General features: G+C 62.4%; 22 protein-coding genes. 4 read left to right on the top strand and 18 right to left on the bottom strand.

From position 1 onward, the window contains the following. Window positions 1-9 precede the first annotated feature (9 nt). From HRU71_15460 to HRU71_15435, 6 genes are all read right to left on the bottom strand, one after another. Window positions 10-1,260 carry a type II secretion system F family protein gene (locus HRU71_15460; GenBank protein QOJ04799.1) on the bottom strand — a complete coding sequence of 417 codons (1,251 nt, stop codon included), beginning with the start codon at window positions 1,258-1,260 and terminating at the stop codon, window positions 10-12. A 204-nt stretch (window positions 1,261-1,464) separates the two neighbouring features. Continuing rightward, window positions 1,465-3,135, bottom strand: a complete 1,671-nt coding sequence (locus tag HRU71_15455) for a type II/IV secretion system protein (protein ID QOJ04798.1) — start codon at window positions 3,133-3,135, stop codon at window positions 1,465-1,467. Beyond that, window positions 3,125-3,559, bottom strand: a complete 435-nt coding sequence (locus tag HRU71_15450) for a PilZ domain-containing protein (GenBank protein ID QOJ04797.1) — start codon at window positions 3,557-3,559, stop codon at window positions 3,125-3,127. Before HRU71_15450 ends, HRU71_15455 begins: the two co-directional genes overlap by 11 nt. A gap of 53 nt (window positions 3,560-3,612) precedes the next feature. Then, a complete protein-coding gene (locus tag HRU71_15445; protein QOJ05042.1) occupies window positions 3,613-4,428 on the bottom strand; it encodes a fumarylacetoacetate hydrolase family protein in 816 nt (271 codons plus the stop codon). 62 nt (window positions 4,429-4,490) lie between these two features. Beyond that, window positions 4,491-8,063, bottom strand: coding sequence for an efflux RND transporter permease subunit (locus tag HRU71_15440; GenBank protein ID QOJ04796.1), 3,573 nt, complete (start codon window positions 8,061-8,063; stop codon window positions 4,491-4,493). Window positions 8,064-8,076: 13 nt separating this feature from the next. Beyond that, entirely contained in the window at window positions 8,077-9,369 is a 1,293-nt protein-coding gene (locus tag HRU71_15435) for an efflux RND transporter periplasmic adaptor subunit (GenBank protein ID QOJ04795.1), read from the bottom strand. A 237-nt stretch (window positions 9,370-9,606) separates the two neighbouring features. Between HRU71_15435 and HRU71_15430 the strand changes: the two genes are divergently transcribed. The 4 genes from HRU71_15430 (at window position 9,607) to HRU71_15415 (ending at window position 14,765) form a co-directional block, all read left to right on the top strand. Then, on the top strand, window positions 9,607-12,228 hold the full coding sequence (locus HRU71_15430; protein QOJ04794.1) for a protein kinase: 2,622 nt from the start codon (window positions 9,607-9,609) through the stop codon (window positions 12,226-12,228). 126 nt (window positions 12,229-12,354) lie between these two features. Further along, window positions 12,355-12,876, top strand: coding sequence for an RNA polymerase sigma factor (locus HRU71_15425; protein QOJ04793.1), 522 nt, complete (start codon window positions 12,355-12,357; stop codon window positions 12,874-12,876). 27 nt (window positions 12,877-12,903) lie between these two features. Next, window positions 12,904-13,389, top strand: a complete 486-nt coding sequence (locus HRU71_15420; protein ID QOJ04792.1) for a hypothetical protein — start codon at window positions 12,904-12,906, stop codon at window positions 13,387-13,389. After that, window positions 13,386-14,765, top strand: a complete 1,380-nt coding sequence (locus tag HRU71_15415) for a hypothetical protein (GenBank protein QOJ04791.1) — start codon at window positions 13,386-13,388, stop codon at window positions 14,763-14,765. Before HRU71_15420 ends, HRU71_15415 begins: the two co-directional genes overlap by 4 nt. Window positions 14,766-14,823: 58 nt before the next feature. Here the strand turns inward: HRU71_15415 and HRU71_15410 are convergent, their stop codons facing one another. From HRU71_15410 to rplO, 12 genes are all read right to left on the bottom strand, one after another. Continuing rightward, window positions 14,824-17,718: a hypothetical protein gene (locus HRU71_15410; GenBank protein QOJ04790.1), complete on the bottom strand. Its 2,895-nt coding sequence runs from the start codon at window positions 17,716-17,718 to the stop codon at window positions 14,824-14,826. Window positions 17,719-17,874: 156 nt separating this feature from the next. Then, on the bottom strand, window positions 17,875-18,294 hold the full coding sequence (locus HRU71_15405; GenBank protein QOJ04789.1) for an HIT family protein: 420 nt from the start codon (window positions 18,292-18,294) through the stop codon (window positions 17,875-17,877). Between the two features lie 28 nt (window positions 18,295-18,322). Beyond that, window positions 18,323-18,994: a 50S ribosomal protein L17 gene (rplQ, locus tag HRU71_15400; protein QOJ04788.1), complete on the bottom strand. Its 672-nt coding sequence runs from the start codon at window positions 18,992-18,994 to the stop codon at window positions 18,323-18,325. Window positions 18,995-19,057: 63 nt separating this feature from the next. Continuing rightward, on the bottom strand, window positions 19,058-20,233 hold the full coding sequence (locus HRU71_15395; GenBank protein QOJ05041.1) for a DNA-directed RNA polymerase subunit alpha: 1,176 nt from the start codon (window positions 20,231-20,233) through the stop codon (window positions 19,058-19,060). 125 nt (window positions 20,234-20,358) lie between these two features. Beyond that, complete coding sequence (rpsD, locus tag HRU71_15390; protein QOJ04787.1) at window positions 20,359-20,994, bottom strand: 30S ribosomal protein S4; 636 nt, start codon at window positions 20,992-20,994, stop codon at window positions 20,359-20,361. Between the two features lie 17 nt (window positions 20,995-21,011). Further along, on the bottom strand, window positions 21,012-21,398 hold the full coding sequence (rpsK, locus tag HRU71_15385; protein QOJ04786.1) for a 30S ribosomal protein S11: 387 nt from the start codon (window positions 21,396-21,398) through the stop codon (window positions 21,012-21,014). Window positions 21,399-21,467: 69 nt separating this feature from the next. Further along, complete coding sequence (gene rpsM / locus HRU71_15380; protein ID QOJ04785.1) at window positions 21,468-21,854, bottom strand: 30S ribosomal protein S13; 387 nt, start codon at window positions 21,852-21,854, stop codon at window positions 21,468-21,470. Between the two features lie 37 nt (window positions 21,855-21,891). Then, entirely contained in the window at window positions 21,892-22,008 is a 117-nt protein-coding gene (gene rpmJ, locus HRU71_15375) for a 50S ribosomal protein L36 (protein ID QOJ04784.1), read from the bottom strand. Between the two features lie 37 nt (window positions 22,009-22,045). After that, window positions 22,046-22,825: a type I methionyl aminopeptidase gene (gene map / locus HRU71_15370; GenBank protein QOJ04783.1), complete on the bottom strand. Its 780-nt coding sequence runs from the start codon at window positions 22,823-22,825 to the stop codon at window positions 22,046-22,048. Between the two features lie 50 nt (window positions 22,826-22,875). Continuing rightward, on the bottom strand, window positions 22,876-23,523 hold the full coding sequence (locus tag HRU71_15365) for an adenylate kinase (GenBank protein ID QOJ04782.1): 648 nt from the start codon (window positions 23,521-23,523) through the stop codon (window positions 22,876-22,878). Next, window positions 23,520-24,911 (bottom strand): preprotein translocase subunit SecY, encoded by a 1,392-nt coding sequence (secY, locus tag HRU71_15360; protein ID QOJ04781.1) that lies wholly within the window; start codon window positions 24,909-24,911, stop codon window positions 23,520-23,522. The genes HRU71_15365 and secY overlap by 4 nt, the downstream gene beginning before the upstream one ends. A 94-nt stretch (window positions 24,912-25,005) precedes the next feature. Then, window positions 25,006-25,614, bottom strand: a complete 609-nt coding sequence (rplO, locus tag HRU71_15355) for a 50S ribosomal protein L15 (GenBank protein QOJ04780.1) — start codon at window positions 25,612-25,614, stop codon at window positions 25,006-25,008. Between the last annotated feature and the right edge of the window lie 23 nt (window positions 25,615-25,637).

Raw genomic sequence — 25,637 nt, 5'->3', positions numbered from 1 at the left:
CCGGAGGCCCTAGGCCGTTCCGACGATCTTGAGCAACTTCCACATCGGCAAAAAGATGGCCAGCGCAAAGAAAAGAACCACGCTAGCCAGCCCGGTGACCAGGATCGGCTCGACAAGGGTCGATAATAGCTTCACGCTTCGCGCGGTCTGGGTCGCATAATACTTTTTAAGGTACGAGAAGATCTGGTCGGTTCGGCCGGCCTGCTCGCCGATGGCCAGCATCCGCTTTACCAGCGGCGTCAGCCACCGGGCCTGCGAGAAGGCCTCGGTCAGTGAGCGACCGCCTTCCACGTCGCGCATCATCGCACGTACATCGCGCTTCAGGGACGCATTCGTCATGCTGTCGGCCGTCACACGAAGCGATTGGGTAATCGGCAGCGCCGCACGCATAAGCAGATCGAGCAGTTCAATGAACCGCACCATGTAGACACCCAGCAGGAGGTTGCCGAACACCGGAAGTCGAAGCAGGCGCTCGTCAAGAAACGCCCGCACGAACGAAAGTTTCATCATGCGACGAATCAGAACATACAAACCGACAAAGCCGGCCATCACCCAGAAGTAGTGATGCGTCACCGCGCCGCTCGCGGCCAGCAGAATCCGCGTGGGCAACGGGAGCTTTCCGTTAAACTTCTCAAACATCGTGGCGAATTGCGGCACCACGAACACCAGCATCATGGCCGTCGCCAGAACCAATGCCGCCACAACCAAGGCAGGATACAACAGCGCGCTCTTGATCTGTCCGCGTGTCTCCTGCTCCTGCTCCTGATAACGCGCGAGCGCCAGCAGCACCTCCGGGACCTTTCCCGCCACCTCGCCTGCTGCCACAGTCTTGACATAAATCGGCGGGAAAAACGTCGGCTCGGCATCCAGCGCATCCGCCAGTGTGCGTCCGCCTTCGATCCGTCCGGCGATCCGCGCAATCGCCGATCGAAGCTGCGGATGCCCGGTCTGTTCGCCGACCGCTTTCAAACCGCTGATAATGGGGATACCGCTCTCCACCACCGCCGCCAATTGATGCGTGAAGTCCAGCACCGCGCGACGCGTTCCCCGGCCGCCACCCATGCGACCTAGTCGCATCGTGCCTTGCTCGGCCGCGCCGCTCGAGGCGCGATGCTTGCTGCCTGCCGCCGGCGCGACGCTGATCGGCGTCTTGCCGGCGCTCTCCAGTTGCGCCACCGCCGCACGCTCCGACACCGCTTCCAGGCGCTGGATACCGATTCGCCCATTGGCGTCGGCGAATTGAACTTCGTATTCCGGCATGCTGGCTGCTCCGTCAAACCCTCAATCGCGGCACGCTCGCCCCGTTCCCGCTCCCAGCGGGCACGGATCACCCTACAAGCTGTTTCAATACTCCCTCTCCCTTCCAGGGAGCGGGTTGGGGCGAGGGTGAATCATTTCGTTTGAACCACATTTCCCCCTCACCCGACCTCTCCCCCAAGCGGGAGAGGAGTTTTGAAATCGGTTCTAGGCACGACCGGCGACGCGCGCGACTTCCTCGACCGTCGTGAGGCCTGCTCGGACTTTCTCGACCCCGTCCTGCACCATGAACTGCATGCCCGCGGCCCGCGCGGCAGCGCGAATCGCCTCGCTGCTCTCGCCACGCACAACCATTTCCGAGAACGTCTCATTCAGCTCGAACAGCTCATACAGGCCGACGCGGCCAACGTAACCGCTTCCCACGCAGCGGCGACATCCCTTGCCACGCATCGGCTCAAAATCCAACTGCTCGGCCGACTCCAGACCGATCGCCCGCAACAGGAACTCCGGCGGGCTTTCCGGCGCTTTGCATTCCGGGCACACCCGCCGACACAGCCGCTGCGCCAACACGGCCAGCAACGACGAAGAAATCAGATATTCCGGAACACCCAGGTCTCGAAGCCGCGCGATCGCGCTGATCGAGTCGTTCGTATGAACCGTGCTCAAGAGCAAGTGACCGGTCAGCGCCGCCTGCACCGCGATCTGCGCGGTCTCGCGATCACGAATCTCACCGACCATGATCACGTCCGGATCCTGACGAAGCACCGATCGCAGGCCGTTGGCAAACGTCAAGTCCGCCTCGGTGTTCACCTGCACCTGGCGAATGCGACTGTTGCGGTATTCCACCGGGTCTTCGATCGCGATGATGTTCTTCTGCGGGCAGACGATGCTCTTGATCCCGGCGTACAGCGTGGTGGACTTGCCCGAACCGGTCGGACCGGACACCAGTATCATCCCGTGCGCATTCGAGATCACCGCACGGAATCGATTCAACACCCGTTGCGGCATGCCCAGGTCGTTCAGCGTCACCGAGTCCGACTCGTTGCGCAGAATACGAAGCACCACCGCCTCGCCGAACACCGACGGCAGGATCGATACGCGGATCACGACTTCGTGTTCGACGTTTCGATGGTGAAACGCACCATCCTGCGGCGTGCGGGTCTTGGAGATATCCAGCTTGGCGATGACCTTGATCCGCGAGACCAGAGCGCGGTGAAGTGCCAGCGGCGGTGCCGCGATCTCCCGCAACACACCGTCAACGCGCACGCGAATGCGCAATTCGTGTTCAGTCGGCTCGATGTGGATATCCGATGCACCCTGCCGAACCGCTTCGTTGATGAGATTCTCGACGAGACGGATGACTGGCTGGTTGTCCTCCAGCGCCGCAGCATCCGACAATTCAGTCAACGAATCGGCAACAGATGTTTCCTCGATGTAGCGGCTTGTACCATAGGCCCGCTCAATGAGACCGAGCAGCTCGGTCTCACCCGCGAGGACAACGTCCACCTCCTGCCGCGTCAGCCGCCGCACCTGGTCGATCGCCGTCAGGTCGTTGGGGTCCTTGATCCCGAGCGTGATGACGCCGTCGCATTGAAACAACGGAAACATGACATGGCGCCGCGCCAGCTCCTCGCTGACCAGCGCCGCGTTCGACAGCGCAGGAAGAAAGTCCCCGATGTTGCAATAGGTCACGCCCTGCCGCAACGCTCGCAGGGCCGTCAGATGCGTATCCGACAGTCGGTGCGACTTGCGAAGCACGATCTCCAGATCGAGACCGACCTCCTCCGCTTGTTTGTAGGCAGCCTCCACATCCGCGGGAGGAAGCACGCCCTCGCGCAGAAGTTGATCGCGCAATTCATCGTTGGCGTTAACGAACACCGGCTGCCTCCAGACGCCCGGCCGACGTGATCGCGCCCGCATCCGTCGCCACCTGGACGAACATCTTTTCGTCTGTGCCAGTCGGATCGATGAATTGCAGGCCGACCTGGTACGTAGGTTTGTAATCCACGAGCACGCAGCGCCGCACCACCGCGCGCACCGTGATATCGCCCAACTGCCTGCCATCCGCCGTCTTCAGTTCGAGAATGGTGACAGCCAGGCGCAGATTGCGCGGCACGAAGAAACAAGCGTGCAACGCAAGGCCGCCGGCGCTCACGTCGACAACCGCCAGATCGTCCGAGAATCCGGAATAACTCAATCGAAACTGCTCGGCCTGATCGGGATGCGGTTCGATTCGCGCGCGATACTGCGTCGCATGGCGCTGGAATTGGCGCGCAGCGGCATTGATCGGATCATGGCTCATGGCATGGGCCTATCGGCTCATGCGTCCGAACAGTTCAATTCTGGGCGAGTCCGTCAAGCGATATGGGACGCGGGCGTGGACGCCGCTTCTACGCGATTCGTCAGCCGCCCGATCGCTTCGATCTCCACCTCGATGACATCCCCCGCTCGAAGGAAGACCGGCGGCGTCCGCGCAGCACCGACGCCCGGCGGCGTACCAGTGAGGATCACCGTGCCCGGCAGCAGACGAAACTGGTGTGACAAATAGCTGACAAGAAACGACACGGAAAAAATCATGTCGCCCGTGTTGCCGGATTGCATCTCCCGGCCGTTCAGAATGGATCGAACCGTCAGCCGACCGGGGTCGAGGCTGCCGGCCGGCACCAAGTCCGGGCCGAGCGGGCAGAACGTGTCGAAACTCTTTCCACGTGCCCATTGTTTGTCGCGCCGTTTCTGACAATCACGCGCCGTGACATCGTTCGCCGCCGTGAATCCCAGCACATGTTCCATCGCCCGCGACTCCGGCACATTCCGTGCCGGACGCCCGATGACGACGGCCAATTCCGCCTCGAAGTCCACTTCGTCCGGGGCCGACGCCGGCAGGATGATCGGCTCATCCGGACCAATGACCGACGTCGTCGCCTTCAGAAAAATGAGCGGCTCCTTCTCCACCTCGGCGCTCATCTCTTTGGCGTGCTCAACGTAGTTCCGCCCGATCGCGAAGATGTTGGGCGGATCCACCGGCGCAAGCCGCGCCAGGATCGGGATCGGTCGATCTGCGACTTCGTACTCCGTATAAATGTCACCCACCACGGGAAATGCGCGCTCGGGATCCGCAGGCCGCCCGTAACGCACCTTTCCGTCGCAATCGAGGAATCGAATCAGACGCATGACAAGCTCCAGCCCCGCGCACACAACCCGGCCCCATTTCCACGGAGACACCAGCGGCGATTCTAGCCCTGACGGGGGGACGCGGCGAGCGGCTGCGGCTCGTCATCTGACTCCATTGCGGGCGCCGATTGCACCGAAGCGCCGGCCGTGGCGCCGACAAAGGATGGAGTGCCTTCCTGAATGGAAAACGGCGCTGAACCTGCGGCCGCCAACGCGATCTCCCCGCCCGCCTGCCGCGCGCGCCGTCCGAACAGCGCCCGGCTCAAGTGCAGGCGCGCCCCGAGGAAGAGCGACAACACGGCCGGTACCACGATCAGCGTGAAGAGGGTCGAAACCAGCAAACCGCCCAGCACGACCGCCCCCAGTCCGCGATACAACTCCGCCCCGGAGCCTGGTCGAATCACCAGTGGCAATTGGCCAAAAAAGGTCGTCATCACGGTCATCAGAATCGGCCGCAGACGGGACTGAACGGACTCAACAATGGCCGCTTGCGCCGTGCGGCCGTAACTCATGTAATTCAGCGACTGATGCACAATGAGAATGCCATTATTCACGACAATGCCCAGCAGGATCACGAATCCGAGAATGGTCAGCATGTCAAGCTGCTGCACGGCCAGCGATGGGTTCGACCAGGTCCATTGATTGACCAGCGCCAAGCCGATGAACCCGCCGATCACCGCGAACGGCACCGTGAAGATGATGACAAACGGATAGGCAAAGGACTCGAACAGGCCCGCCATGAGCAGGTAGCAGATCAGAAATGACAGAAGCAGCAGCCATTTGAGCGCGTCCCAGGTCGTGCGCAGTTTGTCCGCGTTCCCCGCAAGGCTGACAATGATGCCCGGCTCAATCTTGAGCTGCTGCGGGCCGTAGCCGCTCGCGCGCATCGGCGCGACGATCTCGTCCTGAATCGTGTTGATCACCTCCGGCAACGCCATGCCCTCCGGCGGGCGAATCGTGAGCTTCACAGAGCGCTGCGTCTCGATGTGGTCGATCTCCTGTGGAGCCGTCGTCCGCTCCAGCCGACACACCGACGACAACGGCACGATCCGGCCGGACGGGGTGAATACGGGCGTCTCCGTGATTCGGCTGGTCGCGCCACGCGCCTGGTCCGGGTCGTCCAACCCGGCGAACTTGATCGTCAAATCGACGCTATCGCCCCCCTCGCGATACTGCCCCACCACGCGCCCATCGCCACAGGCACGAACGATGGACCCGATGTCCGCCACGTTCAGTCCCACCTCCCCCGCGCGCACGCGATCGGGAACGAGCCGATCCTCGCGCCGGCCAAGTTGGAAGTTTCGAGGCGTCGACTCCGGCATATTCCCGAATCGCTCCCGGCACGCCATCGCGATGTTGCCCGCTGCGGCGGTGACGCGATCGAGATCGTCGCCACGCACTTCCACTTCGACGGAGTTGCTCTCGCCGAGATTGGTAAAAATCGAAGTCTGAAAAAAAATCGCGAACGAATCCGGTATGGAAAAACCCGTGCTGTTCAGCACGTTGAGCAACGGCCGCACATTGCCGGGATCCTTGCTCGAGCACCCCATGATCGCCTGTCCGCCGAACGAAACGTAGAAGAAATTGTCAATCGGCGGTGGCGGGGTGCGCCACAGCGCAATATCGCGCCGCAGCTCGCGAATGCGGGCGCGGGCATCGGCTCGCTCCCGACGATCACTCTTGCCGTCCTTCAGAATCGCCTCCTGCGATGCGATTTCCGCCTGCTTTCCAGGAACGACAAACTTCTCCACCATGGTGTTCCAATCGCTCAACAGCTTCGCGTACTGCTCCGAACCCGGTTCCGCCTCCCAGAACGGCCGAATCCCGATCTGCCCCTTCGCGGGGTCGCCCTCCTCCAGCGAGATGCCGATTTGGCGAAACTCCTGCGCGTTGTAGCCCGGCGGCGTAATCAGGAACCCAAAAATCAAATTCTGATTCCCGGACGGCAGGTAACTTGGCTCCGGCGCCAAGCGCATGGACAACCACACAGAGCCGAACGTCGCAATCAGCACCACAGCCAGCCGCGTTCCCACTCGTCCGTTGATCCATCCGACGAATCGCCCCAGCGCGTGCGCGATGCGCCCGCCCTCTTCGCGCGCCTTCGCACGGCTTGACACAAGATACCGCGCCGCCAAAGGCGGAATCACCGTCAGCGACACCACCAACGACAACAGAACCGCCGCCGAGATCGCAATCGCGATATCGCGAAACAACTGACCAGCCTCTTCCTTCACAAAGATAATCGGAAGAAACACGATCGCCGTCGTCAGGGAATTCGCCAACACGGCGCCCCAGACCTCGGCCGATCCTTCCAGCGCCGCCTGCTCCCGCGGCTTGCCCATCTCCATGTGGCGGTAGATGTTCTCCAACACCACGATCGCGTTATCGACAACCATGCCGACCGCGAACGCCAGACCCGCCAGCATCACAACGTTCACCGTGCGATCCGCCAGCGGAATCACCAGGAACGTGCCGATGACCGAGATCGGGATCGCCAGCGCCACGATGCCCGTCGCCGACCAGCTCCGCAGAAACAGCCACAACACGACCACCGCCAGCGCGCCGCCGAAATAAATGTTGTCCTTGACCAGCCCGATCGCCGAGTGAATGTACACCGTCTGATCATAGACATTCGTCAATTCCAAGTCCAGGCCCCGCGGCGCCAGCACCTCCCGGTTCACGCCGGCCACCGCTTCACGCAGCCCTTCCATCGTCTCGATCACGTTCGCGTTTGTCTCGCGATAGGCCGCCAGCGCGATCACCTCGCGCCCCTTGCTCCGAACGAACTCGTATTGCTTCTTGAAATCGTCCCGCACCTCGGCCACGTCGCCCACGCGGATCGGCCCGCCCGGACCGGTCTTGATCACCGTCTGACGAACCTCCTCCAGCGACGTGAACTGACCCATCGTGCGAATCACGATGTCCCGCTTGCCCTGCGAACTCGCACCGGCCGAAACGTTCGTATTCTGGCTCGTCAACGCCTGCGCCAACTCGTTGAACGTGATCCCCGCCTGCGCCAGCCGCCACGGGTCCGCGACCACCTGCACCTCGCGCTCGCGCCCGCCATACACCCCGATCGACGCGATCCCCTCCACCCGCTCCAGCACCGATTTGACGTTATCATCTACAAAAGTCTTCATCGAGGGAACCGACACGTCCGGCGCCTCGCTGGACAGAATCATCCACGCAATCGCCTCCTGCCCGAACGGCCGACCCGATATCACGATCGGATTCTCAAACTCATTCAGCGGAATCTGGTACTTCACCCGACGCAACGCATCGCTCACGTCCTGCTTCGCCACGTCCTGATTCGTGCCGACGACGAACTCCAGCGTGATCGCCCCGCTGCCCTGCGACGCCGCCGACGTCAGCTTTTTCAGGCCCGTGACGCTCTTGAGCACCTCTTCCTGCGGATCGATGATCTCGCGCTCGACTTCCTCCGGGCTGGCCCCCTCCCAAAGCGTCGTCACCGACACCACCGGCTCATCCATGTTCGGCGTCAACTGAACCGGTACGCGAATCGGCGACGGAAGGATCGACGGCGGCACCACGGTCAACAAACCGAACAACACCAGCAGCAGCACGCCGACGGCCACCTTGACCGGGTTCTTAATGAAAAAGTCAATCACGTTCATGGAGCTGGCGCCTTCAACAGGTGCGCGGCCGGCCCCCGTGGCCGATCAGGTAAGCAGGCAGGAAATCATGGATCATCGCCGTGCGCTTCGGCGCCACAGGCTGGGTGGTCGGCCCCGTTGGCTGACTCGTCGGTGCGCGGGCCGGTTTCAGCATCGCGGCGGACTCTGGTGACAAACCGACCGGTGTAGGCCCGAACAGGTACTCGTTGCCGCGGATCACGACCGCTCGCAATGCCTCCACGCCCGCCCCGGAAATCGACACACGATCGGCTAGCTCTGACTCGATCTTCACCGAAACCGGAACAGCCAGAAACCCTTCAGCTGTTTCTGTGATGGAAAACACCATCTGCTGCGCGCCGCGCACCACCACCGCATCCTTGGGCACGATCGGCGCCATTCGTCGTGGCCCGTTCGGCACCGCTACACGAGCAAACATTCCTGCCAGGATTTCCGCCTTGGCATTCGGCACATCGACTTCAATCGGCACCGTTCGTGCCTGTGGATCGGCATCCGGAACGCGGCGTGCGATCTTCCCATCGAAGCTCCGTCCCAATGCGTCGATGTGAACCACCACCGGCTCGCCCGGCTCGCACCACGGTGCGGCCGACTCCGGCGCGGACACGCGCACTTTGACCGTCGACAGATCAATCAGCTCCACCACCGCCCCGCCTAACTCCACCCAACTGCCGATCTCGGTCTGCTTGCTGACCACAAACCCATCACACGGCGCGCGGATCGTCATCCGTGACACATCGTCTGCCATGCGATCGACCGTCGCCTGATAGGCCGCGTGCGCGTGGACCGCCTGCTGGTGGCGCCCCTTGGCCGCCTCGTACTCCTCGCGCGCATCGCGGAACTCCTTCTCGGTGCAGCGCTCCAGCTTGTACAGCCCTTCCATCCGCTGCGCCTCGAACTCCGTCTTGCGCAGCATCGCCTCGCGCTCCACGATGACATCCCCCAACTCCGACAGCCTCGCCTTGGATTCATCCAGGGCAAGTTGCCGCTGGGTCTCGCGCAGCCGGCAAAGCACGTCGCCCTTCTTCACCGAGTCCCCCTCTTCCACCGGCAACTCGGACACCAGACCCGCGATTTCGGTTGCCACAATCGTGCGAATGCGCGGCCGGACCGTGCCGACCAGTTGAATGGTCGGCGCGACAAGTTCGCGCTCCACCGCTGCAACTTCCACGGCGCGCGCCATGGCGGGTTGACCCCGCGCCATCGAAACCGTCAGCGAATGCGCTACGATAACGGCTATCAGGCTACCGATTCTTCCAAACCCCAGCCCGCGCTTCACGTTCATTGACATGTCCGGATTCTAGGTCCGATCAGGCATCTGGCAACGCGGCCGAAATCGCAGGTCCAATATCGTCTCGTTCATCGACCGCCCCAAGACAGGACCCCGGCAAGGTCGGCCTTTACCGCATTCACCAAGGCTGATTCCAGCGGTTAGAACGGGTATACTTGCAGTATCACAGCGACGCGAGCCGGCCGCGAGGGGAGTGGCCAGCCCGGCGAACTTTCGCCGACCCAGTCGAGCTGATAAATGACAGATTCGCAGCATCGTCAGCCCGGTCAGCCACCGGACGCCGCAGGCGACGCCTTGCCCGGCGGCGCGCCGGAATCGCGCGCGCAGCCCCTGCACCCCGGTCTGCCGACCGGCACCGGACTGGGAAAGTATCGCATCCTCGAGCGCATCCGAACGTATCACCACGCCGTCGTTTACAAAGCACGCGACGGCATGCTGGATCGCCTCGTGACGCTCAAGCAGATGGCGACCGATCTGCTCGACGACCCCATTGCCTGCGGAAATTTCAAGCGCGAAGCGCATTTCCTCGCCCGCTGCTCCTTCGACCCGCGATTCGTCGTCAACGTCTTCGAACTCATCGAGGATGAAGTCGGGCTGTTTATCGTCGAGGAATACGTCGATGGCCACTGGCTCGATTCTCTGATCGCCAAACGCCGCGTCGGACCCAGGGATGCCCCCCGGCTGCTTCGGACGGCCGGCGCGGGGCTGAAACTGCTTCACAGCTTGAGCATCGTCCATCGATGCATCGACCCGACGAACATTCTGGTCACACCCAGCGGCGTCGGAAAGATCGCAAACCTCTCCTGCGCGGCCCACGAAAGCGATGCCAGCCGCCCGCCGGTGATCACACCTCGTTACGCCGCGCCAGAACTGCTCATGGAGCAGGGCTACGATGATCGCGTCGATGTCTACAGCCTCGGCATGACGCTCTACGAAGTATGCGTCGGCCGCCGGGCCTTCGAACAGTTCATCGCACAGGTGGCGGGTTCCGGCCCCGCCGGGTTTGGTCGATGGATCGACTGGGTGGCCAACCCGCGCGAGACGCTGCCCCGTGCCGACGCCGTCAACCCGCTTGTGCCACCGTCGCTTGCAAGCGTCGTTGAGCGAATGACCGCCAAGCGACTGGAGGATCGATTCACCTCCATCGAAGAGGCGATTGACACATTGGCGGCATCGTCGAACGCCGCGAAATCGTCACCGCCAGCCAGACCGGCCCCGCCCGTTGTCCCGCGACCTGCTCCCGTTCGACCGCCCACTCGTTTCATGCCGTCATTCTGGCAGCCTCCTGCATCGGTCCCCGTCGAGGCGAGGCCGACCGCGCCCGAGCCTGTCGCGCCCGCGCCAACGGCTCCGCCGCTTCGACCTGCCACGCAGCCGCATACCGTGCGCCCGGCGGCACAGGTCTCACCCGGTGGACCGGCGACCGCGGCGCGCCCGGCGTCGACTTCCCACGTCGGCAGACCGGCCGACGCTCAATCGACCGCGCCACGACCGCGCACGCGCCGACACGTCCGTGCGACGCCGCCTGCCGCGCGCGTCATTCCGCGCATCGAACACGTTCCCTCTGCCCCCGAGGCCCACGAGAGCTACAAAAAACGCTACCCGCGCATGCTCAAGAGTGCCTTTGTGGCGGCACTGATCATTGCCGTGGCCACCTACGGCGGCAAGTGGGCCTGGCAGTCCTATTTCCACGGTTCGATTCGCAGCCCGGCACGCATCGTCTTCACGCTGGCGGAAGACGCCTACCGAGCCGGACAATTGGAGGAAGCACGCGCACGCTTCCGCGAATTGTCCAACATGAAACTCACCCAGCCTTCCGATGTCGCGCTTCAGCGCGCGGCGGGCGGCTGGTTGGATCTGATCGAAGCCTATCGCGCACTGGACCGAAGCGACTACGAAGCCGTTCAGCTCCGACTGGCATCCGCGCGCGAGCAGGGAGTCGAGTCCTTCCGCATCCAGGAAGTTCAGACGCGCATGTGGGACAAGAAGGACAACGAGCGCATGGTCACCGAGGGAATGGAAGCCCTCGCTCGCGAAGATTTTGCCGCCGCCGAACGCGCGTTTGCCGCTTACGAGGAGCGCGCCGGCAAAGGCGGCGCCGATTCCGAATCACTGCGCGAGACCTTGGAATCCGCCAAGCGGGATTACCGCTATCGCCAATCCCTCAAAGACGCTCGCAGATCGCTCCTGCGCGACGACTTTGCCGCGGCCCTCGGCAGCCTGGGGCAGGCCGAAGCCATTCGAATTACCAGTGAAACGCGCGATCTGCGGAAAGAAATCATTGACGCAAAGAATCGGTTCGAGTGGATCCTGACCGGAGACGAAGCCCTGATGTCGCGGGACTTCAGCCGCGCGGTGAGTTCCTACGAACGCGCCAGCGAATCGGCCCCCAGCGCTGAAGTGGAAGCAAAGCTCAAATCCGCACGTGCCCACCTCTTCCTGGAACAGGCCAAGCACGCCATTGCCGCCGGGGATGTCCTTGCCAGCGAAGACCTCCTCCGTAATTCGCTTTACAACGCCGACACCGAAGAAGCCCGTCGCCAGATGGAACGCTATGCGCCGGCCTTCGAGGCTGCGCGGCTGGTCAAGAGCGGTGATGCGGCGATGCTCGCCGGCAAGTTCGACGAGGCGGAACAGGTGTATCGCAGTGCCTTGCCGCAATTGCCCGAGTCCGCACGCAAAGACGTTCAGGACAAGATTCTTCAGGCTCGCCGCGGGCAGGCAATGGACCGCGGTGACAAGGCTTTCCTGCGCGGTGACATGACCGCCGCGCTGCTCGCATACCGCGAAGCCCAGCGCATCAAGAACGGCCCCGATGTCGAAGAGAAAATCAGCCGCATCCAGGCCCAGATTCCCTGATCCACCTCCGATTGCACCATAACCATCAGCAGTCCAAGCACTTATCAAATACTCCCAGACCGCTGAAAATCAATGAACTTGGGACCGTGCCTCGCTCACTCTTAGGATGGGCGGCGACGACGCTCAATGGCCGCGCCGAACCCCATGAATCAGGCAGCGCTGAAGGACGCGTACGAGACACACGGCCCGAAGGTCCTCGCGTATCTGCGCGCCCGGTTGGCGAATGCCCACGACTGCGAGGAACTCTTGCAACAAACTTTCCTCACGATTGCGACGGATTCGCGCGGCTATGAAGCCGCCGCATCGCCCCGCGCCTGGCTCATCGGGATCGCGCGAAACCTGTTGCGCGAACATCTTCGTCGCCGACACCGCACGGCGACGATCAACGGCGATCTGGAGATTCCGGCTGTAACGCATGTCGCTGACGACCGCTTGGAAGGGATTCGCATGGCAATCGCCGGTCTTCCTGCCGCGCAGCGCGAAGCACTGGAGCTGCGCCTGCGCGACGACATGAGTTACGCCGAAATCGCCGAAGCGCTGCGCATCCCTGTCGGCACGGTGCGATCCAGACTGCACCATGCCGTCGAAGCCCTGCGGCGTCAATTCCGCGATTGCGAGCTATCGTCTATCCTGCGCCGGGATCATTGACCAATCGGCGCGAACGGGAGATAAAGAATGGATCAGGCAACGCTGGATCGACTCCTGATCGACCGCGAACTCGGCGAGTTGAATGCCGACACCTCGGCTTTGCTGGATGCCTTCCTTGTAATGGGCGGCTCGAGTGGCACCGCGGAGACGGACATCCCCTCCACGCTCCGGCATCTCCGTGCGGCCCTGGCTGCGCCGCCCCCCACGCAACCGGCGACCCTGCCGCCGCTCCGAATCGCCACGCCCCCGATCCGGCGCTCAACCGGCAGCCGGCGGCTTGCGATGGCGGCCGCAATTGGGCTGGCGTTCTTCGCCGGCACGCGAACCGCGTCGATCCCATCGCCGAATTCGAATGTGAGACCATCCGTCGCCCTGGCGAATTCCAAGCCGGCCGGTGTCGGCTTCTGGTCGCTTGATCGGTTGCGCCGCGTGATGCCCTCCGTCGCCGCTCAACCGCGTACCTTGAACTGGACATCCCCACGGTCCCTGCCGCAACCTGGAGAAGGATCATGAATCGCATTGCCCTGCTACGATTGTCGTGTCTCTTATTTGTCAGTTCCGTCGGGTGCATCCCCGAGAAGCGCGTCATCTGGTCACACGACGGCAAGACCGCCGCGATTTCGACCCACAAGGGATTGCGCTTGGCCGCCGCCGATGGACAACTTCTCGGTGCCCGGCTCGACTGTACGGCCGCACGAGCCGCGTGGTTCCCCGACAATCGTCGACTGGCCATTGCATACGCTCGAGAAGTAAAAGGCTGGGAGCAGATCGCGCCGATTTACTCCCCGCAGAAGATTCAGGACATAGCGAAGGCCGCCCAGGCCGCGAAGGAACGCGTGCTGGCCTATGACGGTGACTGGAGCCGGTTCAAGCTCGATCCGGACGGCGGACATTCACCGGGCATGAACGCCGCCATTCTGTTCTATTTGCGCGACAGGCTTCCTGACGGCCTGCCCGAGAAGCTCGGCGACAAGTGGGCCGACTTCCGCGAGGCCAACGCCACGATCTGGTCGCTTCAGTTGTTTGATGTTGACGCCGACCAACTCACGCCGGGGAAGCTCCTGCGGCAATCGCTCGATGAAATGTGGATGCCGGCGGTATCGCCTCGAGGCGAGGCGATTGCTTACCTCGCCAAGGGCGGCGAAGCCCAGGGCGACGCAGTGGGCCTGTACGTCATCTCCGTCCGTGGCGGCGAGCCACGGCTGATTCACCCAAACGTCGCAATGGGATACGACTGGAGCGCCGACGGGCGAAGCCTTGTCTACCTCTGTGGGCCGACCGATGGCCGAACTGACAGCGCCGTGACGCTCGGAAGCGTGTCCACCATTGAGGTCGCCGCGGAGAATGGTTCACTCCTGGAGACTTTCAACAAGCAGGAGGACCACGTCGGCGTGCTCTTCAGCCAGTTGTTCAACGTACGGTATCTCCGCGACGGCCGGCTGATGTTCTCCTCGGTGGAATTCACGCTGCCGGCGACAAACCGCGACATGCCGCAGCGATGGACACTCTTTGTCCTGGACCCGCGCACCCCGGCATCCGTGTTGCGCGTCCTGCCTCGCGATTTCAGCGAGCCGATGGAAATGACCTCGGCGCTGTTTCAGCTTTCACCCGATGAAACGCGCGTGCTGATCCCCGGCTCGAAAGGTCGCTTGTATCTTTATGACTTTGCAACCGGTCAGACGCATGCCATTCAAACCGAAGACGTCAACGAGCGAACGCAAACCGTCCCGGCGTGGCGCAACAACGACGAATTCACGTTCGTGCGCCCGGTGAAATCCGCTGACGGCAAGGACGGCGGCCAATTGACACAATGGAAGGCCGGCGCGACTCGACCGCTGGACAACGATTGGCCAGAGGAGGCGCGCGAAGGTTGGCTTGCACCACAATAAGTTGCCACCCTGGCCTTCTCGTGAGTAAACCGAGGCCGGCGATCTGCCCGACCCGCGTCTACTCCATGAACACGCGCCGCACGTCGAACGGGAAGATGTTTACAAAGTACGCGTAGTCCTGATCCATGGTGTTCGTGTACAGGTACAGACCGCGCGGCTCGTGGACCTTGCCCATTTCGACGTTTGTCAGTGTCTGAACCGGCCGCACGTCGTCGCCCTTCGCCCAGATCATCAGACCATACTCCTCGGAAACCGCGTTGTAGCCCGTCACATACAGGCGCCCGCTGCGACTCACGATCGCCCGATCCGCCTCAACCAGGTCGGTCAACTCGCGAACCAATTTCGCCTCGCCCTCGCGGAGATCGTACAACCGCACACGCCGGCCAGCCTGGTCCGTCACGGCGAGATGCCCGTTCGAATACGCCACCGCGTGCGGTGCGTCAAAGCGAAACCCGTCGTCGAGATTCGCAAGATAATGACCCTGCGCATCAAGGATCTGAACCCGGTTGTTCCCGCGATCGGCCACATACAAGCGACCCTCGCCATCCACCGCCACGTCAACCGGTTCGAAGAACTCCCCTGGTTTGGCGCTGGAATAGCCCGGCCAATACGCCCGCTGCGGAACGATCTGCTGCAAATCCCCGCGAACATCATAAAACGCGAGCACATGATTGGTCGGGTCGGTGATGACCAACTGATGATCGGCCGTCACGGCGATACCGGCGAAATCAGGACGATACCCAGGCGCCTGGAGCGTCCGCGGACCGAACGGATGCGTACCGATGTCACCATCCCAACGGAGCATTTGCATCGGCCCCGGACCACCCAGCGTGATGTACGCGCTATCCACGTCGATCGCGAACTTGCGTGGGTACTTGTCGTGCGCAAGGTAACCGGGCGGCGCAAGCGACCCCTGCCGCCCTTGTCGATCGACCGGTGCGACGGTGTAGAACGTATCGCGCGAATAACGATCATTCAGAATGTGCGCCGGATCGAAGTACGTCCCCTCGTACACCAGCGACCAGCGCCGGCTGATACGCCGCAGCGTCCCGACGAGCGAATAAGGATAATCGTTGTCGCCGCCCAGACCGACACGCTTATAAATACGAAACTCCTCGATCACCGTTGGATCGGGAATCGGCGGCATCGTCCACGTCGCCTGCATCGGCGGCGCCTTGCCGCGGCGATCGTCCATCAGAATGGGAATCGTCAACACGGGCTTCGGACCATCGGGCACGCCGAAATTCGTGCGAACTTCTACCAGCCACTGCTTCTCATGACCACGCAGATACGCCACGTTCGCATCAAACAACCGGAGGAAGTGATACTCCTCGGCATCCCCGGACTGAAGTTTCAGTAGCAGCAACCCGTTGCGGCCGTCGACCGCGATCTTGCCGAACGCATTCGCACGAAGCCTGTATCCGCCGGGAGTCGTATGTTGCGGCGCATCCAGATTCAGCAAATCGACGCGACCGTCCGGCCCCGTCACGGAAGAATACAGCGGGTCGCGCGGACTGGTTCCCGCGATGTAGCCCGCCAGCTCGCCGGTCGCCTGCAACTGATATGCATCGACACGCACCCCCTCCAGCGGCACGCCGTTGCACGCGCGAACATCCAGCGTAATCGTCTCGGGCACGTCATACAAAAATTCCCCTGATACGCCGCGCGGCTTGCCACGCACCTTGTTCAGATAACCCGCGCAAACCTCGCTGAATCGATACGGGCCATGCTGATACATGAACGTATTCGGATAGGGAAAAAAGTGTTGCCGCTGCACATAACGCTCAAAGCGATTCACCGCCAGACACTGGTCCAGCCGCGTGTCGGTCACGGTCCAATCCACCAGGCCCATCTGGCTGGCAACGTCGCCCAACAAACTCCAATTCAACTTCAGGGGATGGTAGAGATCCCAGCGGTCCTCGCCCACATCATCCAGTACGACCAGCGCGCCGTATTCTGCCAGACCTTCACGCTGGCCGCCCTGGCGAAGTGACGGCATCCAGGCATCACGATGCCGCGGCACGTTCGGCTCATCCACCACGAGGATTCGATCACACCGCACGCGCTCCAGGATCCCCTGCGGCGACGATGGATGAACCGAATCAGCGAACAACGCGTTGAGCGACCCGAGCTGCCCCGTGAGCCAATCCTCGAAGCAGTACGAATCCAGCATGTTCGGATACTGCCGAAACCGCTCGTAATACGACTTATCCACGACCACGGCGATGGCCTGCGCCGCCAGCGATTCCTCCCGGGCATTATTCCACTTCAACCAGTCCGGCGTGGCGTTGTCGGGGTCCAACTCGACGCACAACATTCCAGCCGTCGCATCCCACTTCCATCGTGTCTCAATCACACGCTCCGCGCCGGCGGACACCTCGGGCAAGTCCCCAGCCGCGATTTCCCTGCCGTCCACCGACATCCGCCACTTGCACGGCGACGACCCGGCGAACCCCGCATTGCGAACATGAATGCGAAAAACGACGTCGCTGCCTGGGGCCGGATGCGCTGCGATCTTTGTCGGATCGACTTCCAGTCGGGGCAACCCATCGGACAGGGCGACGTGACCGTGAAAGCTTGCGTCACGCGGCAGCCGCTCAATGTAGCCAATTGTCAAATCTGCCGCGGACGGCTTCTGAACATGACGGCGAAACCGTCGCAGCCGAATCGCTTCCACCTCGTCAGCACGAAATACCTCCGCGCGTCCGTCGGCCCGAAACAGCAACACGAGATCGCCCCATTCCAGCGCCTTGCCCAGCAGCGACGTGCCGCCGGGAAATTCAACCGTGTCCGCGAAATTCGCTTCGGCCCGTTCAAATCGATAGGAAAGCAGCTTCAGCGCCGGGTAATCGTCCGCGCCATGAAAGCCCGAACCGCCCTGCCACGGCTCACCCGCGCTCACGCGCGCCAAACATGCTTGCAGACTCAACGCGGCAAGCAACCACCCGCTCAACCGGAAACGCCTCCGGCCGGATCCTCCCTGCTCGCGTCGCACGTCATTCATCACGCCTTTACCTCCCGCGCGTTGCGGCCCTCAACGGCTTCGCGCGGCGATTATACGCGACCCCGCGCACGCGCGACAGCACGCGAACTGCGAACTGCGGCTGACTTACGATTGGAGTTGCTTGATCAGGAGATCTTGCAACGATTCCGCCTCGCCGGGCGCGTAGCTGCCGGCGTTCCACCGATAGCCAAGACCGTCACCGTCGCGGCGCGGAATCAGGTGAAAATGCAGATGCATGACCACCTGCCCGCTGCTGGCGCCGCTATTCTGAAGGAGATTCAAACCCGTCGCCCCCGTCGCGGCAACCAGAGCCGTCGCGAGGCGCGGCAACGCTCGCGTCACTGCGGCCAGCGCGTCCGCGGAACAATCCAGCAGGTTGGTGACATGCTGGCGCGGAACAACCAGCGTATGCCCCGGAGCCAGCGGAGCAATGTCCAGAAAGGCGGTGCAATGCTCATCGGAATAGATCCGCCGGGAAGGAATCACTCCCTCGGTGATCTTGCAAAATATGCATGGACCGGACATGGACGGCCCCGAGCATGTCAAAATCGCGTCATTCAGTCGACTTGCCGGCGTCACTCGCCGGCGACGCCGAGACGGCCTTCACGCTGGCCTTGACCGGCTTGGTGCGCTTGCCCTCCAGCGCGCGCTTCCGCTCCGCAGTCTTCCGGCGGCGACTGCCGACCACCTTCTTCAAGTCGCTGGGCTTCTGATCGTCAAACCCGACCAACTGGAGCAGGGCGAGATCGGTGCCGTCGCCGACGCGCCGCTTGGCCAACCGGACAATCCGCGTATAGCCACCCGGGCGATCGGCGAACTTCGGGGCGATATCCGTCACCAGCCGGTGCACCACCGACGTGGCGACAAACGTAAACTTATTCTTGTTGTAGCTGGCCGGGACGGCCCCGGTTCGATGACGCCGGCCGGTACGAGCGCGAAGAACGCGCTCGCGATCGGCGTAGCTCATTGCCTCGTAGGCCTCCTGCTGTTCTGGAAGAATACAGGCGCGATCGTTCAGCATCGACAGGATCCGCTGGCGGCTTGCCAGCGTGTTGCGCCGCGCGAGGGTAATCAGCCGCTCAACGAACGGCCGAACTTCCTTCGCCTTGATCAGCGTCGTTTCAATTTGACCGTACTGAAACAAACTCTGGGCCATATTACGCCGCATGGCCAGATGATGCGCCGTCGTGCGGGCCAGGTGTCGTCCGGATTTCTTGTGTCGCATGGTGTCTTACCTTCACTGCTTCGTCTGTTTGCGCCGCGCGCCGGTCGATCGAAAACAACCCCGTCAACCGTTGAACCCCGGGTTACTGGCGGCCGGATCTCCCGACGGCGGTGAATAATGCCCGCTCATGGAATCCAAAGCGCCCGACGCCGGCATCGAACCGGAATCCAACCCGCCCAGCATCCCAGACGACGACTGCACGCCTTCGCCGCCCCGGTGGTCGTCCAGCTCGCCACTCTCATCTATCGGTTGAGCGTCCTTGAGTGATAGGCCGTGCTCCGCCAGCTTGCGCTTCACTTCGTTCAGCGAGGTCTTCCCGAAGCTTCGCAGCTTCAGCAGGCTGCTCTCGTCCATCTGCACCAATTCGCCAATCGTCGCGATTTGCGCCGACGCGAGACAATTGCTCGACCGGACCGACAGCTCCAGCCGCGATATCGGCATCGCCAGGATGCCCTCGTCCGGCGCGCTCGACGCCGCATCGCCCTGTCCATCGGCCGTCTCAATGGCCAGACCGCTGCCCAACTCAAAGTACTGGACGAACGGATTGAGATGCTTGCGGAGAATCTTGGCGGCTTCGACCAGCGCCATCTCCGGCGTGATCGTGCCGTTGGTCCAGATTTCCAGCACGAGTCGATCATAGTTCGTGCGCTGGCCGACGCGCGTGTCTTCCACCCGATAGCGAACGCGATTCACCGGGCTGAAAACCGAATCGACCGGGATGATCCCGATGACCTGATCCTCACCCTGCTTGTTGTCGTCTGCCGTCGCATAGCTGCGCCCGTGCGCGACGGTCATTTCCATGTCGAATTCAGTCGCGTCCGTCAACGTGCAAAGAAGCTGGTCCTTGTTGATGATCTCAATTGCAGGATCACAGACGATCTGATCAGCCCGGATCGGCGTCATCGTCTTGGCCTGGCCCTTCACACAAACGCGCATCGCCTTGGGCGTCTCACCGCTCAAACGAACGATGAGCGACTTCACGTTCAAAATGATGTTGGTGACGTCTTCCAGAACGCCCGGTAGCGACATGAACTCATGGTCCGCGCCCTTGATCCGGACATGCGTCACCGCGGCACCCTCCAGGCTGCTCAAGAGGATGCGGCGCAGACTGTTCCCCACCGTTGTGCCGAAACCGCGCTCAAACGGCTCAATCAAAAACCGCCCATACGTCGGCGTGCTGGTCGCGTCATCCCGCACCACACGGGTCGGCAACTCCAAACCTCGCCACCTAATTCGCATCGCTCTGACCTCCCGGGAACGGCGTGACGTTCCTTCTGACGCCGAAGCGCCCACGTATTCGTTCGGCTCGATGCCTAAGGACAAGCTCGGCTCGGCCGGTATTTTCAGCTTTTCCTCGGACGCGATCATCGGTTGCAGAACTCCACGATCAACTGCTCTTCAACGGGAATCTGCACGTCCTCGCGACCCGGCATGGCGACCACCTGCCCCTCCAACTGCCCGCCATCCAGCTTCAGCCATCCCTGCACCGGGCGATTCGGATCCAAGTCCACCCAGTGCTTGACCATCTTCTTGCTCGCTTCACGCTTGTTGACCGTGATCTTGTCACCGGGACGCACGAGATAGCCCGGCTTGTTCACACAATGACCGTTCACGGAAAAATGCCCGTGACCGATCGATATCCGCGCGGCTCGCCGCGACGGCGCAAAGCCCAGCTTGGTCACGACGTTATCCAGCCGGCGCTCCAGCATCGTCAGCAGCGCCGTGCCGGTGTTCTCGGCAGTGTGCGCGGCCCGTTCAAAGTACCGGCGGAACTGTGTATCAAAGAGGCCGTAGTACCGCTTGACTTTCTGCGTCTCACGCAGGCGCTTGCCGTACTCGCTCCCCTGGCCGCGGCGAAACGCCTTCGCCTGGCCCGGCGGCATGTTGCGACCCTGCTTCTCCATCGGGCACTTGGCGCTTTCGCACCGAGAACCTTTGAGCATCAGCTTGATGCCCTCGCGCCGACAAAGCCGACATACTGGTCCGATGTATCTTCCCATTCAAACAACCCTTCTGGTTACACGCGCCGCTTGCGCGCCGGTCGGCACCCGTTGTGCGGTAGCGGCGTCACGTCTTCGATGCTCAAAATCCGCAGGCCGCCTGATTGCAGGCCGGAGATCGCGGACTCCCGCCCGCTGCCCGGACCCTTCACGCGGACTTCAATCTCCGAGAGGCCGAACTTGCGCGCCGCCGAGGCGGCTTGCTCCCCCGCACGCTGCGCCGCGAACGGCGTGCTCTTGCGCGTGCCTTTGAAACCCACCGTCCCCGCCGATTGCCAACACAGCACTTCACCGTTGGTGTCGGTGATCGTCACGGTCGTATTATTGAAAGACGCCTTCACGTGCGCGATGCCTCGCGCGACGTTTCGCCGCGTCTTCTTCTTTGCGCCTGCTGCTTTTGCCACGCTCGTCGTACTCCTCGTTCAGGCGGCCGGTCGATTTAAACCACCGGCGCCGATCGTTTCGTCGCAGCCCTAGCTGCGCAGTTCCTTCACGCCCTTCTTCCCGGCGACCGTCTTCTTCGGACCCTTGCGCGTCCGTGCGTTCGTCCGCGTACGCTGACCTCGCACCGGCAAGCCGCGCCGATGACGCAGACCCCGGTAGCACTGGATGTCCTTCAACCGCGCGATGTTCTGCGACACCTGGCGCTTGAGCTGACCCTCCACCACATAGTTGCGATCGATGATGCCGGCGATGCGGCTGATTTCGTCTTCCGTCAGGTTCTTCGCGCGGACATCCGGGGAGATCCCCGCCTCCTTCAGGATCACTCGGGACAGGTGCGGCCCGATCCCATGGATGTATTGAAGCGCGATCTCAACTCGCTTCTCATTCGGAATGTCCACGCCTGCAATACGCGGCATATTGTGACTCCTTCAAGGGGCGCGCCGGCCCGCCGTCTTAACCCTGCCTCTGCTTGTGACGCGGATTGGACGAACAGATCACCCGGATCACGCCCTTGCGCTTGATCAACTTGCAATTCTCGCAAATGCGCCGAACACTACTACGTACTTTCATCGCACTTCCTCCGGCGCGTTCGCGCCCTGGACGACCGTCATCGACCGTCCGTCAACACGTCCACACCCGTTGGCGTCACCGCCACCGTGTGTTCAAAATGGGCCGACCAGCGACCATCCTTCGTCACCTGCGGCCAGCCCGTCGAATCCCCCGCACGAACTTCGGCCGATCCCATGTTCACCATCGGCTCCACCGCCAACACCAATCCCGGCTCCAGCCGGAAGTCCGTCTTGCGCTGCTTGCGGTCGGTGTAGTTCGGAACCTTCGGCTCCTCGTGCATACCCTGACCGATGCCGTGCCCGACGAACTCCCGAACCACCGAGAAGCCCGCAGACTCGACATAATGCTGCATCGCGCCGGCAACCTCGCTCCACATGCGGCCCGGCCGCATCTCACGAATCGCCAGATCCAGCGCGCCCGACGTGACGTCCAGCAGACGCTGCACGTCGGGATGAATGCGGCCGACCGGCAACGTCGTCGCCGAATCGCCGCAGTAACCTTTCATGCGCACGCCGCAATCAATGCTGACGACGTCGCCTTCTTTCAACACACGCGGCCCCGGAATCCCGTGGACCACTTCTTCGTTCACGCTCACGCAAACCGCCGACGGAAACGGAAACTTCGTCGCCGGCGTCTTCACGCCGCGAAACAATGCCGTGCCGCCGGCTTCCGCGATCAGCTTATCCGCCTCGGCGCCCAGCACCTCGGTGCGGATGCCAGGGCGCACGATCTCGCGCATCCGCTGCAAAACCTGATACACCACGCGACCGGCCGCGCGCATCAACTCAATCTCGCGCGGGCTCTTCAGGACTGCCATACTCGAGCCTGCCCGCGCCGTGCGCTCCGGATGTTGTGCCAGCCCTTCTCTCATGCCGCCTGACAAACCTTCCGGATCGCGTCCGTCACCGCGCTCACTTCCGCCGAGCCGTCCACGTTCACCATCAGGCCGCGACGGGAATAATAGGCTTCCAGCGGACGCGTCTCCTCGTGATACGTCCGAAGCCGCTGGGCCACCACCGTCGGCTCATCATCCTTCCGCCGCGTCAAAGGCGCCCCGCACGCATCACATACACCGGCCGCTCGCGGCGGCGAAAACATCTCGTGATAAACCCGGCCATCCTGCGGACAGGACCAACGCCCGGTGAGGCGCTTCGTCACGATCTCGTCGGATAGCACGATGTTCACCACGCGGTCAATTCGTCTCCCGGCTGTCTCCAGCCGCTGGTCAAGCCCCTCTGCCTGCGCCAGCGTGCGAGGAAACCCATCCAGCAAAAAGCCTCGGCCGGTTTCAATTCGCCCGATCTGACCGATCATCATCGAGAGTATCAGGTCGTCCGGCACCAGCACGCCTTTATCCATATACTCCTGCGCCCGCCTGCCAAGCTCCGTCTGGTTCTTGCGCTCGGCCCGGAGGATGTCTCCACTGGACAGATGCACAAGATTGAACGCCTCGGAGATCTTCACCGCCTGGGTGCCCTTTCCGGCGCCCGGCGGCCCCAGCAGGATCAGGTTCACGCGTAAGCTCCCTTGATTCGTGTTCCGCCCGATTCATCGAGGAAGCCGCCATAATTCCGCATGATCAGATTGGCCTCGATCCGTTGCACGAGGTCCAGACCGACGCTGACCACAATCAGCAATCCGGTGCCGCCGAGAAACGATGCGACGCCCATGGGAATCTCCATCGCCGCGGCAGCCACCTGGGGAATAATCGCGATCGCAGCAAGGAAACCCGCGCCGACGTAGGTGATCCGCGTCATCACGGTTTCGAGGTAATCCGCCGTCCGTTTGCCCGGCCGAAGACCCGGAATAAAACTGCCGTAATCGCGGAGCTGATTCGCCATCTCCTTGGGCTGGAACTGAACCGTCGTCCAGAAATACGCGAAGAAGTACACCAGGACGATGTAACTCAACACGTACAGAAAACCCGAACGGCGGAACTCGGATGACAACATGTTCAGAAAACCGCTCGTCGGGAACATGTTGGCCAGCCAGTCCAGGATCAGGTGCGGAAAGATGAGCAAGCTGCTGGCGAAAATGATCGGCATGACGCCGCCATGATTGACGCGCAACGGCAGGTAGTGCCGCTGACCGCCCCACACGCGACGACCGCGCGTCTGCTTGGCCTGCTGAATCGGAATGCGACGCTGGGCCTGCGTGATCAGGATCGATCCGGCGACAACGCCGACAAACGCGAGAAGCAGGAAGACGATCTTGGCGGGGCCGAACTGCGCCGTGCCGCCGACCTCCATCGAGGAGTTCTGCGCCACTTCGAGAATCGCCGTCGGCATCCGAGCGAGAATACCGGACATGATGATGAGACTCACCCCGTTGCCGATGCCGTACTCGTCGATCTGCTCACCAAGCCACATCAGGAACAACGTGCCCGCGGTCATTGCCGTGATGCCGATCAGCCAGAAGCACACCGTCGGGGTAAAGCTCGCGCTGATATCAGCGTACTCGGCGAACACGAGGCGCGACGCCTGCATGTAGCGCAGCCAGAAGGCACCCTGAATGATGCAAATCCCTACGGTCGCGTAACGCGTGTATTCCTGCAACTTCTTCCTTCCGGCCTCACCTTCCTTCCGCAGCTTCTCCAGAGCCGGGATGACCGTGCCAAGAAGCTGGAAGATGATCGACGCCGAAATGTACGGCATGATGCCCAGGCCGAAGATCGTGCTTTGCTGAAGACTGCCGCCGCTGAACAGGGCGAAGTACTCCGTCAACTGCTGCATGCCGCCGCCATCGCCGCCCATGTTCTGAAAATGACGCGTCAGTTGCTCCTGATCCACACCAGGCAGCGGCACATAGAAACCGATCCGATAGGCGGCAAGGAGCCCCAGCGTGAACAGAATCTTGTTCCGCAGGTCCTTCACCTTGAAGATGTTCAAAAAAGCCTTAAACATCGCGCTCTCGCGTCCTTCCGCGGACACCGCTCCGCCGTGACCGCATCGTTTCACCGCCCCATCGCCGCGCCGACACCGACGCAGCCCAGCCTAATCAGGCCGATTTACCCCCGTCCCCTTGCGCCGCGCTCTTGCCTTTCCCATCCTTGCTTGTTGGTTCCTTGGCGGGCTTCGCATCGTCGCGCTCGCCCTCAGTCGAAGCCTTCCCGGCCGCCGCCGGACGCTTGACAAATTTCTTCTTCGGTTGCGGGCCCAGACGCGTCACCTTGCCGCCGGCCGACTCGATTTTCTTCGCGGCTTCTGCGCTGAAACGCTCCGCCTCGACGGTCAACTTCTTCCTTATCGCGCCATCGCCCAGCACCTTGACCGGCGCCTTGGCATCGCGTACCAGACCGGCCTCCCAAAGGGTCGCCGCCGTGACGTGCGCGCCGTTGTCAAATCGCTCGTCCAAATCCGACACATTCACGACCTGGTATCGCACGGCGAAGTTCTTGTTGTTGAACCCCACCTTGGGAATCCGCCGAAACAACGGAAACACGCCGCCCTCGCTCAACAGACCGCGCTCCTTGCTCCCGCCCGAGCGCGCATTCTGCCCCTTGTGGCCGTGGCCGGCCGTCTTGCCCCAGCCGCTGCCTTCGCCGCGACCGACCCGCTTTCGCGGCGGCTTGGCGCCGGCTTTCTTGGTGATCTCTGTGATGTTCATAGTCGCCGTTCCCGTCTCGCTAG

The sequence above is a fragment of the Planctomycetia bacterium genome, from assembly GCA_015200345.1.
Taxonomy (GTDB): Bacteria; Planctomycetota; Phycisphaerae; order UBA1845; family UTPLA1; genus PLA3.
The sequence above is the reverse complement of the archived record's forward strand: the minus strand, read 5'-3'. Positions and strand labels throughout refer to the sequence as shown.

Bases quoted from the DNA above. Each gene is read 5' to 3' on its own strand.
- HRU71_15460 (QOJ04799.1), bottom strand. From the start codon at position 1,260: ATGCCGGAATACGAAGTTCAATTCGCCGACGCCAATGGGCGAATCGGT.
- HRU71_15450 (QOJ04797.1), bottom strand. From the start codon at position 3,559: ATGAGCCATGATCCGATCAATGCCGCTGCGCGCCAATTCCAGCGCCAT.
- HRU71_15445 (QOJ05042.1), bottom strand. From the start codon at position 4,428: ATGCGTCTGATTCGATTCCTCGATTGCGACGGAAAGGTGCGTTACGGG.
- HRU71_15440 (QOJ04796.1), bottom strand. From the start codon at position 8,063: ATGAACGTGATTGACTTTTTCATTAAGAACCCGGTCAAGGTGGCCGTC.
- HRU71_15435 (QOJ04795.1), bottom strand. From the start codon at position 9,369: ATGTCAATGAACGTGAAGCGCGGGCTGGGGTTTGGAAGAATCGGTAGC.
- HRU71_15430 (QOJ04794.1), top strand. From the start codon at position 9,607: ATGACAGATTCGCAGCATCGTCAGCCCGGTCAGCCACCGGACGCCGCA.
- HRU71_15425 (QOJ04793.1), top strand. From the start codon at position 12,355: ATGGCCGCGCCGAACCCCATGAATCAGGCAGCGCTGAAGGACGCGTAC.
- HRU71_15420 (QOJ04792.1), top strand. From the start codon at position 12,904: ATGGATCAGGCAACGCTGGATCGACTCCTGATCGACCGCGAACTCGGC.
- HRU71_15415 (QOJ04791.1), top strand. From the start codon at position 13,386: ATGAATCGCATTGCCCTGCTACGATTGTCGTGTCTCTTATTTGTCAGT.
- HRU71_15405 (QOJ04789.1), bottom strand. From the start codon at position 18,294: ATGTCCGGTCCATGCATATTTTGCAAGATCACCGAGGGAGTGATTCCT.
- rplQ (QOJ04788.1), bottom strand. From the start codon at position 18,994: ATGCGACACAAGAAATCCGGACGACACCTGGCCCGCACGACGGCGCAT.
- HRU71_15395 (QOJ05041.1), bottom strand. From the start codon at position 20,233: ATGCGAATTAGGTGGCGAGGTTTGGAGTTGCCGACCCGTGTGGTGCGG.
- rpsD (QOJ04787.1), bottom strand. From the start codon at position 20,994: ATGGGAAGATACATCGGACCAGTATGTCGGCTTTGTCGGCGCGAGGGC.
- rpsM (QOJ04785.1), bottom strand. From the start codon at position 21,854: ATGCCGCGTATTGCAGGCGTGGACATTCCGAATGAGAAGCGAGTTGAG.
- rpmJ (QOJ04784.1), bottom strand. From the start codon at position 22,008: ATGAAAGTACGTAGTAGTGTTCGGCGCATTTGCGAGAATTGCAAGTTG.
- map (QOJ04783.1), bottom strand. From the start codon at position 22,825: ATGGCAGTCCTGAAGAGCCCGCGCGAGATTGAGTTGATGCGCGCGGCC.
- secY (QOJ04781.1), bottom strand. From the start codon at position 24,911: ATGTTTAAGGCTTTTTTGAACATCTTCAAGGTGAAGGACCTGCGGAAC.
- rplO (QOJ04780.1), bottom strand. From the start codon at position 25,614: ATGAACATCACAGAGATCACCAAGAAAGCCGGCGCCAAGCCGCCGCGA.